The organism is Pseudomonas sp. MIL9, assembly GCF_016887925.1.
In the GTDB taxonomy this organism is placed as follows: domain Bacteria; phylum Pseudomonadota; class Gammaproteobacteria; order Pseudomonadales; family Pseudomonadaceae; genus Aquipseudomonas; species Aquipseudomonas mohnii.
The window spans coordinates 18194-34163 of record NZ_JAFEHE010000010.1 but is presented as its reverse complement, the minus strand read 5'-3'; the positions used below and the strand labels follow the sequence as shown (position 1 = coordinate 34163).

The following is a 15970-nucleotide window of genomic DNA, read 5'->3' as shown; positions in this document are numbered from 1 at the left end:
TGCAGGAGCGAGCAAGCTCGCTCCTGCCGAAAACGGGCCTAGCGGCTGCCGGTCATCGGCCCTGGCAGGCTGAGTTTGCCGCTGTCCATGAAGCGCGTGGTGCCGAACAGGCCACCGGCCAACTTGCCGCGCAGGACGTAGGGCAGGTTGTTCAGGGTTTGTACCTGGCTCAACCCAATGGTCTGCCGCAGCACCGAGAAGGCCGACACGCTGACCGGCACGGTCAACACGGTCTCGGAATAGCGCGAAATTGAACCGGCCTGATCGCTGACCCCGGAGGCGAAGGGTTGACCGTTGATTTCCAGGTCCAGTGCCACACCGTTGTAGTTGACGTTGGTGCCATTGGGGTTCTGCACGCGAATCTTCACGGCGAAACGAACTTCCATATCCTGGCCTTGCAGCGGCTGGATGCCGACGACGTTGACGTTCAGCGGATCGCTGTTGGGGAGCGAGCTACAGGCGCTCAGGCAGAGCAACAGGAGGGAAAGTAGGACCGCTTGGACACTGCGCATTGACGTGCTCTCGTGGAGAAAAGGGCTGAACCACCAGCGACTCGGCCCTTGAGCGCGATCTAGCGGTTCAACTGTGCGACACCCGCAGGCGTTTGGGGTTCACCCCGGGGCGGGACATCGGGATTCTGCATCACTTGCAGCACCGAGGCCTCGGGGTCGAACTCGTCCTCTTCCAGCTCGATGAACTCTTCAGGCAGGAAGATATTCAGAACGATAGCGCACAGCGCGCCGACGGTGATGGGCGACTCGAAAATGTTGTGCAGGGCCTGGGGCAGTTCACGCAGGACTTCTGGTACTGCCGCCACGCCCAGGCCCATGCCCAGGGAAATCGCGACGATCAGCATGTTGCGCCGATGCAGTCCGGCTTCGGCGAGGATCTTGATCCCGGCCACTGCCACGGTGCCGAACATCACCAGCTCAGCACCGCCGAGCACCGGTTTGGGCATCAGTTGCAGCACCGCGCCGATTATCGGGAACAACCCCAGGAGCACCAACAGGCCGGCAATGAAAAACGCCACGTAACGGCTGGCCACGCCAGTCAGTTGAATCACACCGTTATTCTGGGCGAACGTCACCATCGGCATGCTGTTGAACACCGCGGCCATGGCCGAGTTGAGGCCGTCGGCCAGCAGCCCGGACTTGATGCGGCGGATGTACACCGGGCCTTTGACCGGCTGCCGGGAAATCATCGAGTTGGCCGTCAAGTCACCGGCCGCTTCCAGTGGCGAGACCAGGAAAATCACCGCCACCGGCACGAACGCCACCCAATCGAAGGAGAACCCGTACTTGAACGGCATCGGAACGCTCATCAGCGGCACGGCCGGCAGGCTGGCGAAGTCGACGTGGCCCAATAGCCAGGCGACCCCGTAGCCCAGGGTCAGGCCAATGACAATGGCGCCGAGACGCAGGAACGGCACATCGACCCGGTTCAGCACCACGATCGTCCCGAGCACCAGCGCCGCCAGGCCCAGGTGGCTGGCTGCACCCAGGTCGCTGGCGCCGAAACCGCCGGCGATGTCGGTCATGGCGACCTTGATCAGCGACAGCCCCATGAGGGTGATGATCGTGCCGGTCACCACCGGGGTGATCAGCATGCGCAGTTTGCCGATGAACTGGCTCAACACCACTTCGATGAACGCGGCGAAAAAGCACACGCCGAAAATCGTCGAGAGAATTTCATCGGTGCCGCCCCCTCGGGCCTTGACCATGAAACCGGCGCTGAGGATGACGCTGATGAACGAAAAACTGGTGCCTTGCAGGCACAACAGGCCGGAACCTACCGGCCCGAAACGCCGCGCCTGAACGAAGGTGCCCAGGCCCGAGACGAACAGGGCCATGCTGATCAGGTAAGGGATTTCGCTGTGCAGGCCCAGGGCGCTGCCCATGATCAGTGTCGGGGTGATGATGCCAACGAAACTGGCGAGCACATGTTGCAGGGCGGCGAAGACGGTGGCGGTCAGATGCGGGCGATCGTTGAGGCCATAGATCAGGTCGTTGTGGCGCGGGGCAGGCGGTTTTTCAGAAGCAGTCATGGGGGTGTGCAAGCCAGAGGGCGGGCCGGGTCAGAAAATGGAGGCGCAGGATGCCAGAAAGCCCCTTTTGTGGCGAGCAAAGCCCCGAAACCGCGCACAATCCCCGTGGGAGCGAGCCTGCTCGCGATGGACGTCCACGAAAACGCGGGGAGTCAGACACCCCGCGGTGTTCTCAAATCCATCGCGAGCAAGTTCGTTCCTACAGAGGCATTCGCTGTTCAGGCAAACGCCGCGAGCAAATCCTCTTCAAGCGCCTTCTGGGCATCCCCCGGGACCCGGGCGCGATGACGGGCCAGGTGAAACGCTACCTCGAAGCTCATGCCTTCACGGCGTACGACTCGCAGCAAGCCTTTGTCTTCCCAGCTTCGGGCGAAGTGGCTGGGCAGATACCCGACGTGCTTGCCGGACAGGATAAAGGCGAGGGTGCCTTCGACCTGCTCCGAGCGCGCCGAACACAATTTGCCCTGGAACGGCTCGTCGCTGCGCAGGAAGCGGTAGGGGTGATCGACCCGGTCGCAGGCCTGCAATGCCTGATCAACCGGCGCGTCATTGTCGAACAGCGGATGACCGGGGGCGCAATACAGGTGCTGGGTTTCGCTGAACAACTGGCGGTAGTCGAAAGCGCTTTGTACCTGGGAGAAATAGCCGATGGCCAGGTCCAGCCGCTGTTGCAGCAACAAGCGCTCCATTTCGCCGGGCATCGCGCTGATCAACTCGATGCGCACCGATTCGTCTCGCTCACGGAAACGCCGGATCGCACCGGCCACCTGTTGCAGCACCGATTGATCCAGCGCTTCGGACAGGCCCAGACGCACCTCGCCGATCAATCTTCCGGCCACGCCGTTGGATTGATGGCGGAACGCTTCGATGGATTCGAACAAAGCCTTGGTGGCCGAGAGCAACTGTTCGCCCTTGGGGGTGATCTTGAATCCGCCCTTGCCACGACTGCACAGGCGATAGCCGAGCCGGGTTTCCAGCCTGGCCATTTGCTGGCTGATGCTTGACTGGCTCAAGCCCAGTTCGCCCTGGGCCGCGCTGAAGCCGCCGCAATCCACCACGCTGACGAACAGGCGCAGCAGTTGCAGGTCCAGATCGTGGAGTTGACCGAGCATCAAACATTACTCCTGGGTAATGTCAGGTTAATAAACTTGATATTTCACCAATGTATCCGACGACGCATCCTGCAGTCACTTCCTCTTGTCAGGTGTTCGTCATGGCTCCCAAGCTCAAGCTGTGTTTACCCGCGTTGCTCCTGGCCGTGGCCGCCTCGGCCCAGGCTGAAGACAAAGTCGTCAATCTCTACAGCTGGGCCGATTACGTTGCCCCCGAAACCTTGCAACGTTTCGAGCGGGAAACGGGCATTCATGTGCGCTACGACACTTTCGATGCGCCTGAAGTGCTTGAAACCAAGCTGCTCACCGGTGGCAGCGGCTATGACGTGGTCGTGCCGTCGTCCAGCGTACTGGCGCGTGGCCTGGCGGCGGGCGCGCTGAAAGCGATACCCCATGAAGGCCTCAAGGGCTACGCGAATCTTGATCCGGACCTGTTGGAGAAACTCGCTGCGGTCGATCCCGGCAATCAATATGGCGTGCCCTACACCTGGGGCACCCTGGGGCTGGGAATGAATGTCGAAGCCGTGCGCAAGCGCCTGCCGAACGTGCCGCTCAACAGCCTGGATCTGCTCTTCAAACCGGAATACGCCAGCCAGCTCAAGGACTGTGGCGTCGCGATCATTGATTCGCCGCAGGAAGTGATCGGCCTGGCCTTGCACTACCTGGGCAAAGACCCTTACAGCACCGACAAGAATGATCTGGATGCGGCGCAGGCGTTGTTGCATCAATTGCAGCCGTCGGTGCTGTACGTCGCCAGCGGGCGGCAGATCAACGACCTGGCCAACGGCAGCATCTGCCTGGCACTGGCTTATAACGGCGATGCCAGCATGGCCGCGGATCAGGCGCGCAAGGCCAGCAAGCCGTACGAAATTGCTTACCGGATTCCCAAGGAAGGCACCCTCGTCTGGCAAGACAACCTGGCGATCCCGAAGGACGCACCACACCCAGAAGCCGCCCGCCAGTTCATCGAGTTCATGTTGCGCCCCGAGTCCGTCGCCTCATTGACCAACACGCTGTTCTTCGCCACGGCCAACCAGGCGGCCACGCCGCTGGTGGATGAGGCGGTGCGCACCGATCCGGATATCTATCCGCCCGCCGACATTCGTGACCGCCTGTACGCCGACCGCAGCATGAGCCTCAAGGACATGCGTCAGCGCACTCGTATGTGGACCGCTTTCCGTAGCCGCCAATAACAAGGAACCTTCAATGGACGTCCCAGCACAGAACGACCAAGCCATCACCCGCGACAGCCTTTACGGCACTGCCGCCGAAAGTACCTACGCCGGTATCACCAGCTTCATGCGTCGTCGCTACAGTCGCGATTTACGCGGTGTCGACGTCGCGGTCAGCGGCGTGCCGTTCGACACGGCCACCAGTAACCGTCCCGGGGCTCGCTTCGGACCACGGGGCATCCGCGCCGCGTCCACCGGCATCGCCTGGGAACGCCACTGGCCGTGGACGTTCGACCCGTTCGATCATCTGGCGGTGGTTGACTTTGGCGATTGCGACTTCGATTTCGGTTCGCCGCAGTCGACGCCGGAATGCATCGAAGCCCATGCCGAACACATCCTCAATGCCGGCAGCGCGATGCTGACCTTCGGCGGTGATCATTTCATCACCTACCCGCTGCTCAAGGCCCACGCCCGCAAGCACGGCGCGCTGTCGCTGATTCACTTCGACGCCCATAGCGACACCTGGCCGGACGAGGAGGGCAAGCGCATCGACCACGGCACGATGTTCTGGCACGCCGCCAAGGAGGGGCTGGTCGATCCTTCGCGGTCGGTGCAGATCGGTTTGCGCACCACCAACGACGATCACCAGGGCTTTGAAGTGCTGGACGCACGGCAAGTGCATCGGCGTGGTGTGGACGCGATCGTCGAAGCCATCCGCGCACGGGTCGGCGACCACCCGGTGTACCTGACGTTCGACATCGACTGCCTCGACCCGGCCTTCGCTCCGGGCACTGGAACACCGGTGTGTGGCGGATTGAGCACGGTGCAGGCGCTGGAGATTCTCGGCGGTTTGCGCGGGATCAATCTGGTGGGCATGGACGTGGTGGAAGTGGCGCCGGCCTATGACAGCGCCGACATCACCTCCCTGGCGGCCGCGACCCTGGCGATGGAAATGCTGTGCTTGTACGCGGCCAGGCACAAGGTCGACCGCTGAACGCGATCCGGGACTTGGCTGGCGGTGTAGCCGGAATGGGTGAACGCCCGAAAAACCTGTGGGAGCGAGCCTGCTCGCGATGGCGGCATGTCAGGCGAAATCAATGTTGAATGTGCTGACGCCATCGCTGCGATGCGGCGACCCGACAAGCCGGCTCCCACAGGGTTTGTGGCGGACCTGGAATCGACGTACACCGACAATTCCTTGTGGGAGCGAGCCTGCTCGCGATGGCGGTGTATCAGGCGACGGGGATTGTGGGCTGGTCCAGGGGCTTGCCCCCGCTGAACCGCGGCGCCTAGCCCGCCAGGGTTTCGTGGGGCATGCCCTTCGGCACATCGCTGACTTCATCGAGACGCGCCAGCTGCTCGTCACTTGGCTGCACGATGCAGAATCCTCTGAGACATTTCAGTGAAGACAACGCTGACGAGTGGCATACTGCCGCGCATGAATGTCGACTCCCCTCTCAGCGCCTGGCAACACGCCATCGAACAAAAGGGTTTCGTCCAGGACGAAGCCCAGGAACATGCCGTCTGGGCGTTGCAAAAGTGCCACGAAGCCTTGCATGAAGGTCGGGCACCGATCATGGGCGTGTACCTCTGGGGCCCGGTCGGGCGCGGTAAAACCTGGTTGATGGACCAGTTTTACCAACACCTGCGGGTGCCGGCCCGGCGCCAGCACTTCCACCACTTCATGGGCTGGGTGCATCAGCGTTCGTTTCAACTGACCGGCACTGCCGACCCCTTGAAGGCACTGGCTCGGGAGCTGGCCGAAGAAGTGCGGGTGCTGTGCTTCGACGAGCTGTTCGTCAACGACATCGGTGACGCCATCATTCTCGGGCGCTTGTTCCAGGTCATGTTCGAGCAGGGCGTGGTGGTGGTCTGCACCTCCAACCTGCCGCCCGACCAGTTGTACGCCGACGGCTTCAATCGCGACCGTTTCCTGCCCGCCATTGCGGCGATCAAGCAGCACATGCAGGTGATTGCGGTGGATGGCGGGGAAGACCATCGCCTGCATCCGGGGCAGGGCTTGCAGCGTTATTGGGTGGCCACGCCCGGACAATCGAGTGCCCTTGGCGATGTGTTCAAGGCGTTGACCGTCGGTCAGGCGGTTTCCAGCGCTCCGATCCAGGTTGGCTACCGCTCGCTCAATGTGGTGCAGGCCAGCCGGGGCGTCGTCTGGTGTCGTTACGCCGACCTCTGTGAACAGCCGTTCTCCGCCATGGATTTCATGGCCCTGTGTGACACCTTCAGCGCTATCCTGTTGAGCGACGTACCCAATCTCAGTGCTCGAAAACGCGAAGGGCGCATAGCCCGTGGCACTGAGGATGGGGTCGAGCGAGTGGTGGCCGGCGATCGCGAGTTGCCGCAGTTGTCGGTGCATGATGACGGCGTGCGCCGGTTCATCGCCCTGGTGGATGAGTGCTACGACCGCAAGGTGCCGCTGTACCTTGAAGCGCAGGTGCCCATGGACTCGCTCTACACCCAGGGCTATCTGGAGTTCCCGTTCCGCCGCACCCTCAGTCGCCTGCAGGAGATGCAGCTGCAACGCTTCGCCGAGGCGTGAGAACCAGGAGGCGTGAAGATGAATCAACCGCTGTCACACCATTTGCTGACCATGGCCTACCAGAACGCCTGGGCCAACCATCGACTGGCCAAGGCCTGGTGCCAGTTGAGCCAGGATGAGCTGGCGGCGCCGCGCACCAGTTTCTTTCCCAGTCTCCGCGCGACCCTCAACCATATCCTGACCTGTGACTGGTTTTATGTGGATGCCCTTGAGCGCGAGTTGCGCGGCGATGAGCCGCACCCCGATTGCTACGTTTTTTTCAAGGACGACGAGCCGCACACCCAGGCCGTCGACCTCATGCGCGAGCAATCCCATGTCGATCGACGCTTGATCGCCTACTGCGAGCAAATGCGCGATGCGGACCTGAGCAGGACCGTGACCATCGCCCGGGACACGCCACAGCACGAGAGCCGTCTGCGCCTGTTGTCGCACCTGTTCGAGCACCAGATTCACCATCGCGGTCAGGTCCACGGGATGCTCAGCGCCACTTCAGTCGAGCCGCCACAGCTGGATGAGTTTTTCTGTGTCGGCGAATCGCATCTGCGGGCCGTGGATTTTGCCGAGTTGGGCTGGACCGAGGCTTTGATTTGGGGGCATTGAGCCTGCGATCCTTTGATTTGCAGGGGCGCCCACGATATCTTCACCCGGCCTTCCAGCGCGAACAACGCGATGGGGCTATTGCAAACGAGGATGGAAATGGATTCCGCGGAAATACTAGTACTGCAAGCCAGCTATACCAATCCGGTGCATGCCGAAGCCATCTGTCTGGTGTTGAACAGTTACGCCGAAGACCCGATGGGGGGCGGTCACTCCTTGCCTGCCAGTGTGCTGGAACACCTGCCGGGCGAGCTGGCCAAGCGTCCCCATGCCTTCAGCGTGTTGGCCTTTGTCGGCGGCGAGCCGGCCGGGCTGGTCAACTGTTTCGAAGGTTTTTCGACCTTCGCCTGCCGGCCGTTGGTCAATGTTCACGATGTGGCGGTGGTGCCGAAGTTTCGCGGATTGGGACTGAGCCAGCGGATGTTGCAGAAGGTCGAGGAGATCGCCCGCCAGCGTGGCTGCTGCAAAATCACACTGGAGGTGCTGGAGGGCAATGCGGTGGCCCAGGCGTCGTATGGCAAGTTCGGTTTTGCCCCGGGCGAGTTCGATCCGGCGCACGGGCGCATGATGTTCTGGATCAAGGCGCTTTGATCAAGGTGCTCTGATCATGGCAAAAAAGGGGCGCCCATCAGGACGCCCAATGATCGACTCTGACTGCAGAGCAGGACAGTCAGAGGTGTAACAATCATTTCGGTCTGTAGGACTCGGTCACCTGCGCGGTTTGATCGTCCGGGACCCGCATTGGCGTCGTCTGGCTTTGCGTGGCGCTGCCCAACGCCAGTTGCTGGTTGTATCGCAGGGTTTCGTAGTAGTACCGCATGCGTTCGGCTCCGCCTTCGGCAAAGGCGCAGGTGGAGCCAAGTGTCATCAGGACGGCGAGGGCCAACGTAATACGTTTCATGGTGTGCCTCCCACTAACAGCTGTCGGATGCCATTCGTCCATGAATCAATGAATCGAAGTCGAATCCCGATTATCCGCCGATTCCATTAAAAGGGAATTGGCGAGGTCTGGCGTTTCAAGTCCAGTTTCCTGTCCAGGCTGAATGTCGCCGGTTTATCGGGGGCGGCTCGTCAGTGCCCGCCAATTGCCGGGCAGGAGGCACGCCGTGGCCCGCTCGGCCTCGCGCACGCGCGCAAGAAAAAGGGGCCGGAACCGGCCCCCTGAAAAGGTTTACTGCTGAACGACGGTAGACGCTGTCTTGGGTTTCATCAGGCTGAAGTCGATCAATGGTCGCTGTTGGCGCTCGTACGGATTGCCGATCAGCAAGGGCCGTGGCTTGAAGCTGTCGCTGACCAGGCTCTTGCTGCGATCCAGTTCATCGAAACTCAGGCCGGCCAGGTCGGCCCAGGTGTGGATCAGTTGCGAGCTGCTGTAAGGGCGCCCCAGATCGCCGGCAAAACTCCAGTCATGGGTTTCGCGCCATTTCGGCGAGGCCCAGGCCATGAACGGAATGGTGTACATCGGTGCTGTCGGCTTGTTTTCGTTGCGCCCCAGCGTGCCATGGCCGACGGAATCGAAAACGTCTTCACCATGATCGGAGAGGTACAGCAGGAAGCCGTTCGGATCAGACTTGGCGTAGTCCTTGATCAGGCTCGACACCACGAAGTCGTTGTACAGCACCGCGTTGTCATAGCTGTTGTAGGTGGGCACCTGATCGTCGCGCACGCCCGCCGGTACGCCGTTACGGTCCTTGAACTTGTCGAAGGACGCAGGATAGCGGTACTGGTAGCTCATGTGCGTGCCCAGCAAGTGCACCACAATCAACTTGCGCGGTGCCGCGTCGGCCAGGGCCTTGTTGAATGGCTCGATCACGTCGCCGTCGTATTGGGCGGCATTCTGGTTGCGGTTGTTGTTCAGGTACACCTGCTCGTCGGCCTGCTCGGAGAAGGTCGTGAGCATCGTGTTGCGCTTGGTCATGGTCTGCTGATTGGTGATCCAGAAGGTTTTGTAACCCGCCTGTTTCATCATGCTGACCAGCGACGGCGTCGTCAGGTACAAGTCCGGGTGTTCTTCGTCGGCGAAGGTCAGCACCTGTTGCAGCGCCTCGATCGTGTACGGGCGCGGCGTGATGACGTTGTCGAAAACCGCCAGTTGATCCTTGAGTTTGTCCAGTTCCGGCGTGGTTTCCCGGGGATAGCCGTACAGACTCATGCGCTGACGGTTGGTGGACTCGCCGATGACCAGTACCAGGGTCGCGGGCTGGTTGGCCATCGCGTCCTTCAGGTTATGCAGCGGCGGGATCGTGCTGGCGCTTTTGAGCATGTCCTGCATGCCGGCCAGGGTGTCCCGGTAACGGTGATAAGCCACGGCCATTTGCCACGGCACAGCAGGCTCGATGCGACTTTCGAATTTATCGAATCCTTGCGCGAAACTGCCTGCCCGCACCGTCTGTTTCATCAGGGGATAACCGACCACTGCCACCAGAATGGCGGTCGCGGCCACCAATGCCTTGCCACGGGGCAGGTACACGGGGCGCAGGCGCGTCCAGAGGAAATAGGCAAACGCGGTATGCGCGAGGAACGCGAGCACCATCCACCAGGCGAAGTACTGGGTCATGTACTCGCCGGCTTCAGACACGTTCGACTCGAACATGATGAAGATGACGCTTTGGGAAAATTCCTGCTGATAGATGAAGAAGTAACCCAGGCTCGCCATGGAGCAGGCCCACAACACCACGCCGATCACCGCTGCCATGACGCGTGTTTTTTTCGGGAACAGCAGCATTGGCGCAAGCCAAAGGGCACTCATGAAGAACGCTTGGCGGAACCCGGAGAAACCCGAAGTGCCCGTCAACTGGATCAGCAGTTGGGTGATGCCGGAGAAATACCAGAAGAACAGAAACATCCAGAGAAGGGCGGTCCAATCGAAACCTTTCACAGCCACATCGCTGCGCTTAAACCAAAACATTCAACGCTCCAGCCAGAGTTCATCACCGTCAGTCAGAGGGGGGGGCGACAGACGGGAGGCGCACGCAAGAGGTGGCCACGACAATTAAAGGGGGCCAGAGTATTACCAAGCAAATGTGAAAAATTCGTGAGTTGGCAGGGTAGACGAAAGGCTACCCTGCATCGGAAGCAGGGCTGAGCTGCTTCCGATTTGAGCGAGGGAGGTCAGGCGTGGGGGGCGCCCTGAGTCAAGGGAAAGGGCTGTTGACCCTGGAGCAGCAAGCGCAATTGCGCCAATTCGTGTTTCAACTGATCGCGTTCGTCTTTCAACTGGCGCAATTCATCGCGACGGACAGTGACATAAAGGGTTTGTGCTGGCAGTGCGGTGTGTACTGTGCCCATTGCTCACCTCGCAAATGGCGTGTCTCAACTGTAGATCCGCCCATATCAGCGGCTGATCTACTATCGGCGCCGATTTTGATTTCTTTCGCTCCCGAAGGGAACTTTTTTATTTTTTGCGGTCGTTGTGTCTTCGGCACGATTCCCGACGTTATCAGTCTGGATCGGGCACAATGCCCGGAAACTTCATTCCGACGCTCTGGACTAAGCTTCATTAGTCGCGTTGGGCTATAACCTTTGACACACTTTTATTTGTAGTAGGGAGCATCAGCACATGCAACTCGGGATTATTGGACTGGGCCGCATGGGCGGTAATATTGCGCGGCGCCTGATGCTCAACGGGCACACCACCGTTGTGTACGACCGCAATACCGCCTTCGTCGACGCGTTGAGCGAAGAGGGCGCCACCGGGGTTGCCGATTTGCCAGCCCTGGTCGCTGGCCTGGCCAAACCACGAGCGGTCTGGGTCATGCTGCCGGCGGGCGCGCCGACCGAAGACACCATCGACACCCTGAGCAACCTGCTCGAAGCCGGCGATACCATCATCGACGGCGGCAACACCTTCTATAAGGACGATATCCGTCGCGCGAAAACCCTCTCGGAAAAAGGCCTGCATTACATTGATGTCGGCACTTCCGGCGGCGTGTGGGGCCTGGAACGCGGTTACTGCATGATGATCGGTGGCGACGCCGGGACCGTTGAGCGCCTCGACCCGCTGTTCAAGAGCCTGGCGCCGGGCATGGGCGACATCCCGCGCACCAGGGACCGCAAATCCGATGACAATCGCGCCGAGCACGGCTACATCCATGCCGGTCCGGCGGGTGCCGGGCATTTCGTGAAGATGATTCACAACGGTATCGAGTACGGAATGATGCAGGCCTTCGCCGAAGGTTTCGACATTCTCAAGACCAAGGCCAGCACCAACCTGCCGGAAGACCAGCGTTTCGACTTGAACGTCGCGGACATCGCCGAAGTCTGGCGTCGTGGCAGCGTGGTGTCGTCCTGGCTGCTCGACCTGACCGCCGACGCCCTGGCCAGCGACCCGAAACTCGACGGCTACTCCGGTTCTGTGGCGGACAGCGGTGAAGGCCGCTGGACCATCGAAGCGGCCATGGAGCAAGCGGTACCGGTTCCGGTACTGTCGAACTCGCTGTTCTCCCGCTACCGTTCCCGTGGGCAAGGCACCTTTGGCGACAAAATTCTCTCGGCCCAGCGCTTCGGCTTTGGCGGTCATGTGGAGACACCGAAAAAATGACCCATGTGATCCGCAGAAAATCCAAGGCAGAACCCACGCCACCGACCACGCTGTTTCTGTTTGGCGCCCATGGCGACCTGGTCAAGCGCCTGCTGATGCCGGCGCTGTATAACCTCAAGCGCGACGGGTTACTCGGGGATGGACTGCGGATCATCGGCGTTGACCACAACGCCATCAGCGATGAAGGCTTCGCGCAAAAACTCGAAGACTTCATTCGCAACGAGGCGGCCGCGAAAGTCGGCAAGGGCGATCAGGCCCTTGACCCGCACGTGTGGGCCAAACTCGCCAAAGGCATCAGCTACGTCCAGGGCGATTTCCTGGACGACAGCACTTATCAAGCGCTGGGGGCAAAAATCGCCGCCAGTGGCACTGACAATGCGGTGTTCTACCTGGCCACCGCGCCGCGCTTTTTCACTGAGGTGGTCCGCCGGCTCGGTGCTTCCGGTTTGCTGGAAGAGAGCCCGGAATCCTTCAGGCGAGTGGTGATCGAAAAGCCTTTCGGGTCCGATCTGCAAACCGCCGAAGCCTTGAACGCATGCCTGCTCAATGTCATGACGGAAAAGCAGATCTACCGGATCGATCACTATCTGGGCAAGGAAACCGTGCAGAACATTCTGGTCAGCCGGTTTTCCAACAGCCTGTTCGAAGCATTCTGGAACAACCATTACATCGACCACGTGCAGATCACTGCCGCCGAAACCGTCGGCGTGGAAACCCGTGGCAGTTTTTATGAGCACACCGGCGCCCTGCGGGACATGGTGCCCAATCACCTGTTCCAGTTGCTGGCGATGGTGGCCATGGAGCCTCCGGCGGCCTTTGGCGCCGATGCGGTTCGTGGCGAGAAAGCCAAGGTGGTCGGCGCGATCCGTCCCTGGTCGGTCGAAGACGCCCGGATCAATTCGGTACGCGGTCAATACACCGCCGGCGAAGTCGACGGCAAGCCACTGCCGGGGTATCGCCAGGAAGACAAGGTCGCGCCGGACAGCAACACCGAAACCTACGTGGCCCTGAAGGTCATGATCGACAATTGGCGCTGGGTCGGCGTGCCGTTTTACCTGCGCACCGGCAAGCGCATGAGCGTACGCGACACCGAAATCGTCATCTGCTTCAAGCCTGCGCCCTATGCGCAGTTCCGTGATACCGAGGTCGAAGAGCTTGCACCGACCTATCTGCGAATCCAGATTCAGCCCAATGAAGGCATGTGGTTCGATCTGCTGGCCAAACGGCCTGGCCAGGCACTGAAGATGGAAAACATAGAACTGGGCTTCGCCTACAAGGATTTCTTTGAAATGCAGCCGTCCACCGGCTACGAAACCTTGATCTATGACTGCCTGACCGGCGATCAGACGCTGTTCCAGCGCGCCGACAATATCGAGAACGGCTGGCGGGCCGTACAACCGTTCCTTGACGCCTGGCAGCAGGACTCAACGGTGCAGAGCTATACCGCGGGTGAAAACGGGCCGCAGGCCGCCGAAGAGTTGCTGGCTCGCGACGGTCGCGTCTGGCATGGCCTCGGATGAGTGAGGTGGCGCAACAACCCATCCGTTTTTTGCTCAGTGACATGGACGGCACGTTGCTGCTGCCCGATCACAGCCTCAGTCAGCGCACCATCGACGCGGTACGCGCGTTGCGTGAGGCCGGGGTGCTGTTCAGTCTCGCCACCGGCCGGCCCCCCAAAGCCATGTTGCAGGCGATCGAGGCCCTGGGCGTCGACTTGCCGACGGCGGCCTTCAATGGCGGCACGATCGTCAATCCGGATGGCAGTTTGCTGGTCGCGCATTACTTGCCTGCCACGGCGGCGTTGATTGCCCTGGCATTGTTCGCCGATCAGCCGGATATCGAGGTGTGGGTGTTCAGTGGTGGCGACTGGCTGGTGAAAGATCCTAGCGGCCCCATGGTGCCGCGAGAGCAGCACGGGCTGGGATACCCACCGGTGAGCGTCGACAGTTTCGAGCCGTTTCTTGCTCGCATCGACAAGATCGTCGCCGCCAGCAGCAACGCCGAGTTGCTGGTTGAGCTGGAGGCGCGGTTGTTACCGCTGGTGGAAGGGCAGGCCCAGGTTTCGCGTTCGCAGCCGGTGTATCTGGACGTGACCGCGACGCGTGCCAACAAGGGTGACGCCCTCGCGACATTGGCCGGGTTTCTCGGTGTTCCGCTGCAACAGACGGCGGCCATGGGCGATGGCGGTAATGATCCGGCCATGTTCCATCGCGCCGGTCTGTCGATCGCCATGGGGCAGGCCGAGGAAGAAGTCAGACGCCAGGCCGATGTGGTGACGTGCGCCAATACCGAGGACGGTGCGGCTCGGGCGATTGAGCGGTATATTCTCCCTCGATAACCCTATAGACCCAGTCGTGGGAGCAGGCTCGCTCCCACGTTTTTTGGGGCAGTGTTAGAGCCAGAAGCTCACGGCATACCAACCAAGACCACCCATCACTACCGTATAGGGCAGCGCCATCCACACCATCCGTCCATACGACAGGCGAACCAGCGGTGCAATCGCCGACGTCAGCAGAAACAGAAACGCAGCCTGACCATTGGGTGTCGCCACGCTCGGCAAGTTGGTGCCGGTGTTGATCGCGATGGCCAGCGTCTCGAAATGCTCACGGCTCATGTGCCCGGAAAGGAACGCCTGTTTCACTTCGGTGATGTAGATGGTCGCCACGAACACGTTGTCACTGATGGCCGAGAGCAACCCGTTAGCGATGAACAGCATGCCCGGTTGTTGATCGGCAGGCAGCGCCAGCACCCATTGGATCAATGGCGTGAACAGTTGTTGATCGTGAATCACTGCCACCACGGCGAAAAACACCACCAGTAGCGCGGTGAATGGCATCGCATCCTTAAACGCGTTACCGAGACGGTGTTCATCGGTGATGCCGGTGAGCGCTGTGATCAGCACGATCACCATCAAACCGATCAAGCCCACTTCCGCCACATGAAAGGCCAGGCCGGCAATCAGGATCAGTGCGGCCGCGCCCTGTACGATGAGGGCTGCACGCTGTTGCGAGGTGCGTTCGGCGTTGTCCTCGGCGGCGTAATTGGCCAGCACGGCGCGGACGTTGTCCGGCAGCAAGGTGCCGTAGCCGAACCAGCGCAATTTTTCCAGCAGGACGCAGGTGACCAGACCCGCGACCAGGACAGGGAGTGAAACCGGAGCGACTTTCAGGAAGAACTCGGAAAAATGCCAGCCCATTTCATGGCCGATCAGCAGGTTCTGCGGTTCACCCACCAGCGTGCACACGCCACCCAGCGCCGTACCGACGGCACCGTGCATCAGCAGGCTGCGCAGAAACGCACGAAACTGGTCGAGATCGCCATGATGCAGGGAAGGCAGGTGTCGATCATCGCCGTACTCGCCGTCCTGGCGCGGATCGGTGCCCGAGGCCACCCGGTGGTACACCGAGTAAAAACCGACGGCGGCACTGATGATGACGGCTGTCACGGTCAGGGCGTCGAGAAAGGCCGACAGGAACGCTGACAAAAAGCAAAACATCAACGACAGCAGCGCCTTGGAGCGGACCCCAAGCAGCAACCGCGAGAACAGGAACAACAGCAGGTCTTTCATGAAGTAGATGCCGGCCACCATGAACATCAGCAGCAGGATCACCGGAAAGTTGTGCACCAGCTCGTCATAGAGCGCCTGTGGCGTGGTCATTTTCAGCAACAACGCTTCGACGAGCAGCAAGCCGCCAGGCATCAGTGGATAACACTTGAGCGCCATGGCCAGGGTGAATATGAATTCCAGCACCAGCAACCAGCCGGCTGCCACCGGACCTGCTGTCCACAGCACCAGGGCATTGAGAATCAGGAAACCGACAATACAAACCTTGTACCAGCGGGGTGAGTTGCCCAGAAAATTACGCGCGAACGCCTGGGCCATCGAGCCGGACATTGGCTGCTCCTTGTATTAAGAAGCGCGCAACTTGCCGTAAGCGGAAGGGAAGA

General features: G+C 60.8%; 15 protein-coding genes. 8 read left to right on the top strand and 7 right to left on the bottom strand.

All coding sequences use genetic code 11. The features are described from left to right. Positions 1-38: 38 nt before the first annotated feature. The 3 genes from JQF37_RS12775 to JQF37_RS12765 all read right to left on the bottom strand — a co-directional run bounded on the left by JQF37_RS12775 (position 39) and on the right by JQF37_RS12765 (position 3156). Positions 39-512, bottom strand: a complete 474-nt coding sequence (locus JQF37_RS12775; RefSeq protein WP_130206126.1) for an LEA type 2 family protein — start codon at positions 510-512, stop codon at positions 39-41. A gap of 59 nt (positions 513-571) precedes the next feature. After that, complete coding sequence (locus JQF37_RS12770) at positions 572-2044, bottom strand: nucleobase:cation symporter-2 family protein (protein WP_130206124.1); 1473 nt, start codon at positions 2042-2044, stop codon at positions 572-574. 218 nt (positions 2045-2262) lie between these two features. Further along, the gene (locus tag JQF37_RS12765) at positions 2263-3156 is read right to left on the bottom strand and encodes a LysR family transcriptional regulator (RefSeq protein ID WP_130206120.1); all 894 of its coding nucleotides are present in this window, start codon (positions 3154-3156) and stop codon (positions 2263-2265) included. A gap of 101 nt (positions 3157-3257) precedes the next feature. Here JQF37_RS12765 and JQF37_RS12760 point away from each other — a divergent pair, with 101 nt between their 5' ends. From JQF37_RS12760 to JQF37_RS12740, 5 genes are all read left to right on the top strand, one after another. Next, positions 3258-4349 carry a polyamine ABC transporter substrate-binding protein gene (locus JQF37_RS12760; protein ID WP_130206118.1) on the top strand — a complete coding sequence of 364 codons (1092 nt, stop codon included), beginning with the start codon at positions 3258-3260 and terminating at the stop codon, positions 4347-4349. Positions 4350-4362: 13 nt separating this feature from the next. Continuing rightward, positions 4363-5322: an agmatinase gene (gene speB / locus JQF37_RS12755; RefSeq protein WP_130206116.1), complete on the top strand. Its 960-nt coding sequence runs from the start codon at positions 4363-4365 to the stop codon at positions 5320-5322. Between the two features lie 444 nt (positions 5323-5766). Then, positions 5767-6885: a cell division protein ZapE gene (zapE, locus tag JQF37_RS12750; protein WP_130206114.1), complete on the top strand. Its 1119-nt coding sequence runs from the start codon at positions 5767-5769 to the stop codon at positions 6883-6885. 18 nt (positions 6886-6903) lie between these two features. Beyond that, positions 6904-7485, top strand: a complete 582-nt coding sequence (locus tag JQF37_RS12745; protein WP_130206112.1) for a DinB family protein — start codon at positions 6904-6906, stop codon at positions 7483-7485. A gap of 96 nt (positions 7486-7581) precedes the next feature. Then, positions 7582-8073: a GNAT family N-acetyltransferase gene (locus JQF37_RS12740; protein ID WP_130206110.1), complete on the top strand. Its 492-nt coding sequence runs from the start codon at positions 7582-7584 to the stop codon at positions 8071-8073. A 94-nt stretch (positions 8074-8167) separates the two neighbouring features. Here JQF37_RS12740 and JQF37_RS12735 read toward each other — a convergent pair whose 3' ends face one another. The 3 genes from JQF37_RS12735 to JQF37_RS12725 form a co-directional block, all read right to left on the bottom strand. Then, the gene (locus JQF37_RS12735; protein WP_130206108.1) at positions 8168-8383 is read right to left on the bottom strand and encodes a hypothetical protein; all 216 of its coding nucleotides are present in this window, start codon (positions 8381-8383) and stop codon (positions 8168-8170) included. A 270-nt stretch (positions 8384-8653) separates the two neighbouring features. After that, complete coding sequence (locus tag JQF37_RS12730) at positions 8654-10390, bottom strand: phosphoethanolamine transferase CptA (RefSeq protein WP_130206107.1); 1737 nt, start codon at positions 10388-10390, stop codon at positions 8654-8656. A 203-nt stretch (positions 10391-10593) separates the two neighbouring features. Then, positions 10594-10770, bottom strand: a complete 177-nt coding sequence (locus JQF37_RS12725; protein ID WP_189340362.1) for a DUF6026 family protein — start codon at positions 10768-10770, stop codon at positions 10594-10596. Positions 10771-11041: 271 nt separating this feature from the next. Between JQF37_RS12725 and gnd the strand changes: the two genes are divergently transcribed. The 3 genes from gnd to JQF37_RS12710 are packed head-to-tail and all read left to right on the top strand — an operon-like array spanning position 11042 to position 14360. Next, positions 11042-12022 (top strand): phosphogluconate dehydrogenase (NAD(+)-dependent, decarboxylating), encoded by a 981-nt coding sequence (gene gnd / locus JQF37_RS12720; RefSeq protein ID WP_130206105.1) that lies wholly within the window; start codon positions 11042-11044, stop codon positions 12020-12022. Continuing rightward, a complete protein-coding gene (zwf, locus tag JQF37_RS12715) occupies positions 12019-13542 on the top strand; it encodes a glucose-6-phosphate dehydrogenase (protein ID WP_130206103.1) in 1524 nt (507 codons plus the stop codon). The genes gnd and zwf overlap by 4 nt, the downstream gene beginning before the upstream one ends. Next, a complete protein-coding gene (locus JQF37_RS12710; RefSeq protein ID WP_130206101.1) occupies positions 13539-14360 on the top strand; it encodes an HAD family hydrolase in 822 nt (273 codons plus the stop codon). The genes zwf and JQF37_RS12710 overlap by 4 nt, the downstream gene beginning before the upstream one ends. A 54-nt stretch (positions 14361-14414) precedes the next feature. On the opposite strand, the gene nhaB is transcribed toward JQF37_RS12710, so the two are convergent. Next, positions 14415-15917 (bottom strand): sodium/proton antiporter NhaB, encoded by a 1503-nt coding sequence (gene nhaB / locus JQF37_RS12705; RefSeq protein WP_130206099.1) that lies wholly within the window; start codon positions 15915-15917, stop codon positions 14415-14417. Between the last annotated feature and the right edge of the window lie 53 nt (positions 15918-15970).

What these genes read in the sequence shown, in the direction of transcription:
- JQF37_RS12740 (WP_130206110.1), top strand. Translation starts at nt 7,582, where the DNA reads ATGGATTCCGCGGAAATACTAGTACTGCAAGCCAGCTATACCAATCCG.
- JQF37_RS12725 (WP_189340362.1), bottom strand. Translation starts at nt 10,770, where the DNA reads ATGGGCACAGTACACACCGCACTGCCAGCACAAACCCTTTATGTCACT.
- zapE (WP_130206114.1), top strand. Translation starts at nt 5,767, where the DNA reads ATGAATGTCGACTCCCCTCTCAGCGCCTGGCAACACGCCATCGAACAA.
- speB (WP_130206116.1), top strand. Translation starts at nt 4,363, where the DNA reads ATGGACGTCCCAGCACAGAACGACCAAGCCATCACCCGCGACAGCCTT.
- JQF37_RS12775 (WP_130206126.1), bottom strand. Translation starts at nt 512, where the DNA reads ATGCGCAGTGTCCAAGCGGTCCTACTTTCCCTCCTGTTGCTCTGCCTG.
- nhaB (WP_130206099.1), bottom strand. Translation starts at nt 15,917, where the DNA reads ATGTCCGGCTCGATGGCCCAGGCGTTCGCGCGTAATTTTCTGGGCAAC.
- JQF37_RS12760 (WP_130206118.1), top strand. Translation starts at nt 3,258, where the DNA reads ATGGCTCCCAAGCTCAAGCTGTGTTTACCCGCGTTGCTCCTGGCCGTG.
- JQF37_RS12710 (WP_130206101.1), top strand. Translation starts at nt 13,539, where the DNA reads ATGAGTGAGGTGGCGCAACAACCCATCCGTTTTTTGCTCAGTGACATG.
- JQF37_RS12765 (WP_130206120.1), bottom strand. Translation starts at nt 3,156, where the DNA reads ATGCTCGGTCAACTCCACGATCTGGACCTGCAACTGCTGCGCCTGTTC.
- JQF37_RS12735 (WP_130206108.1), bottom strand. Translation starts at nt 8,383, where the DNA reads ATGAAACGTATTACGTTGGCCCTCGCCGTCCTGATGACACTTGGCTCC.
- zwf (WP_130206103.1), top strand. Translation starts at nt 12,019, where the DNA reads ATGACCCATGTGATCCGCAGAAAATCCAAGGCAGAACCCACGCCACCG.
- JQF37_RS12770 (WP_130206124.1), bottom strand. Translation starts at nt 2,044, where the DNA reads ATGACTGCTTCTGAAAAACCGCCTGCCCCGCGCCACAACGACCTGATC.
- JQF37_RS12730 (WP_130206107.1), bottom strand. Translation starts at nt 10,390, where the DNA reads ATGTTTTGGTTTAAGCGCAGCGATGTGGCTGTGAAAGGTTTCGATTGG.
- JQF37_RS12745 (WP_130206112.1), top strand. Translation starts at nt 6,904, where the DNA reads ATGAATCAACCGCTGTCACACCATTTGCTGACCATGGCCTACCAGAAC.
- gnd (WP_130206105.1), top strand. Translation starts at nt 11,042, where the DNA reads ATGCAACTCGGGATTATTGGACTGGGCCGCATGGGCGGTAATATTGCG.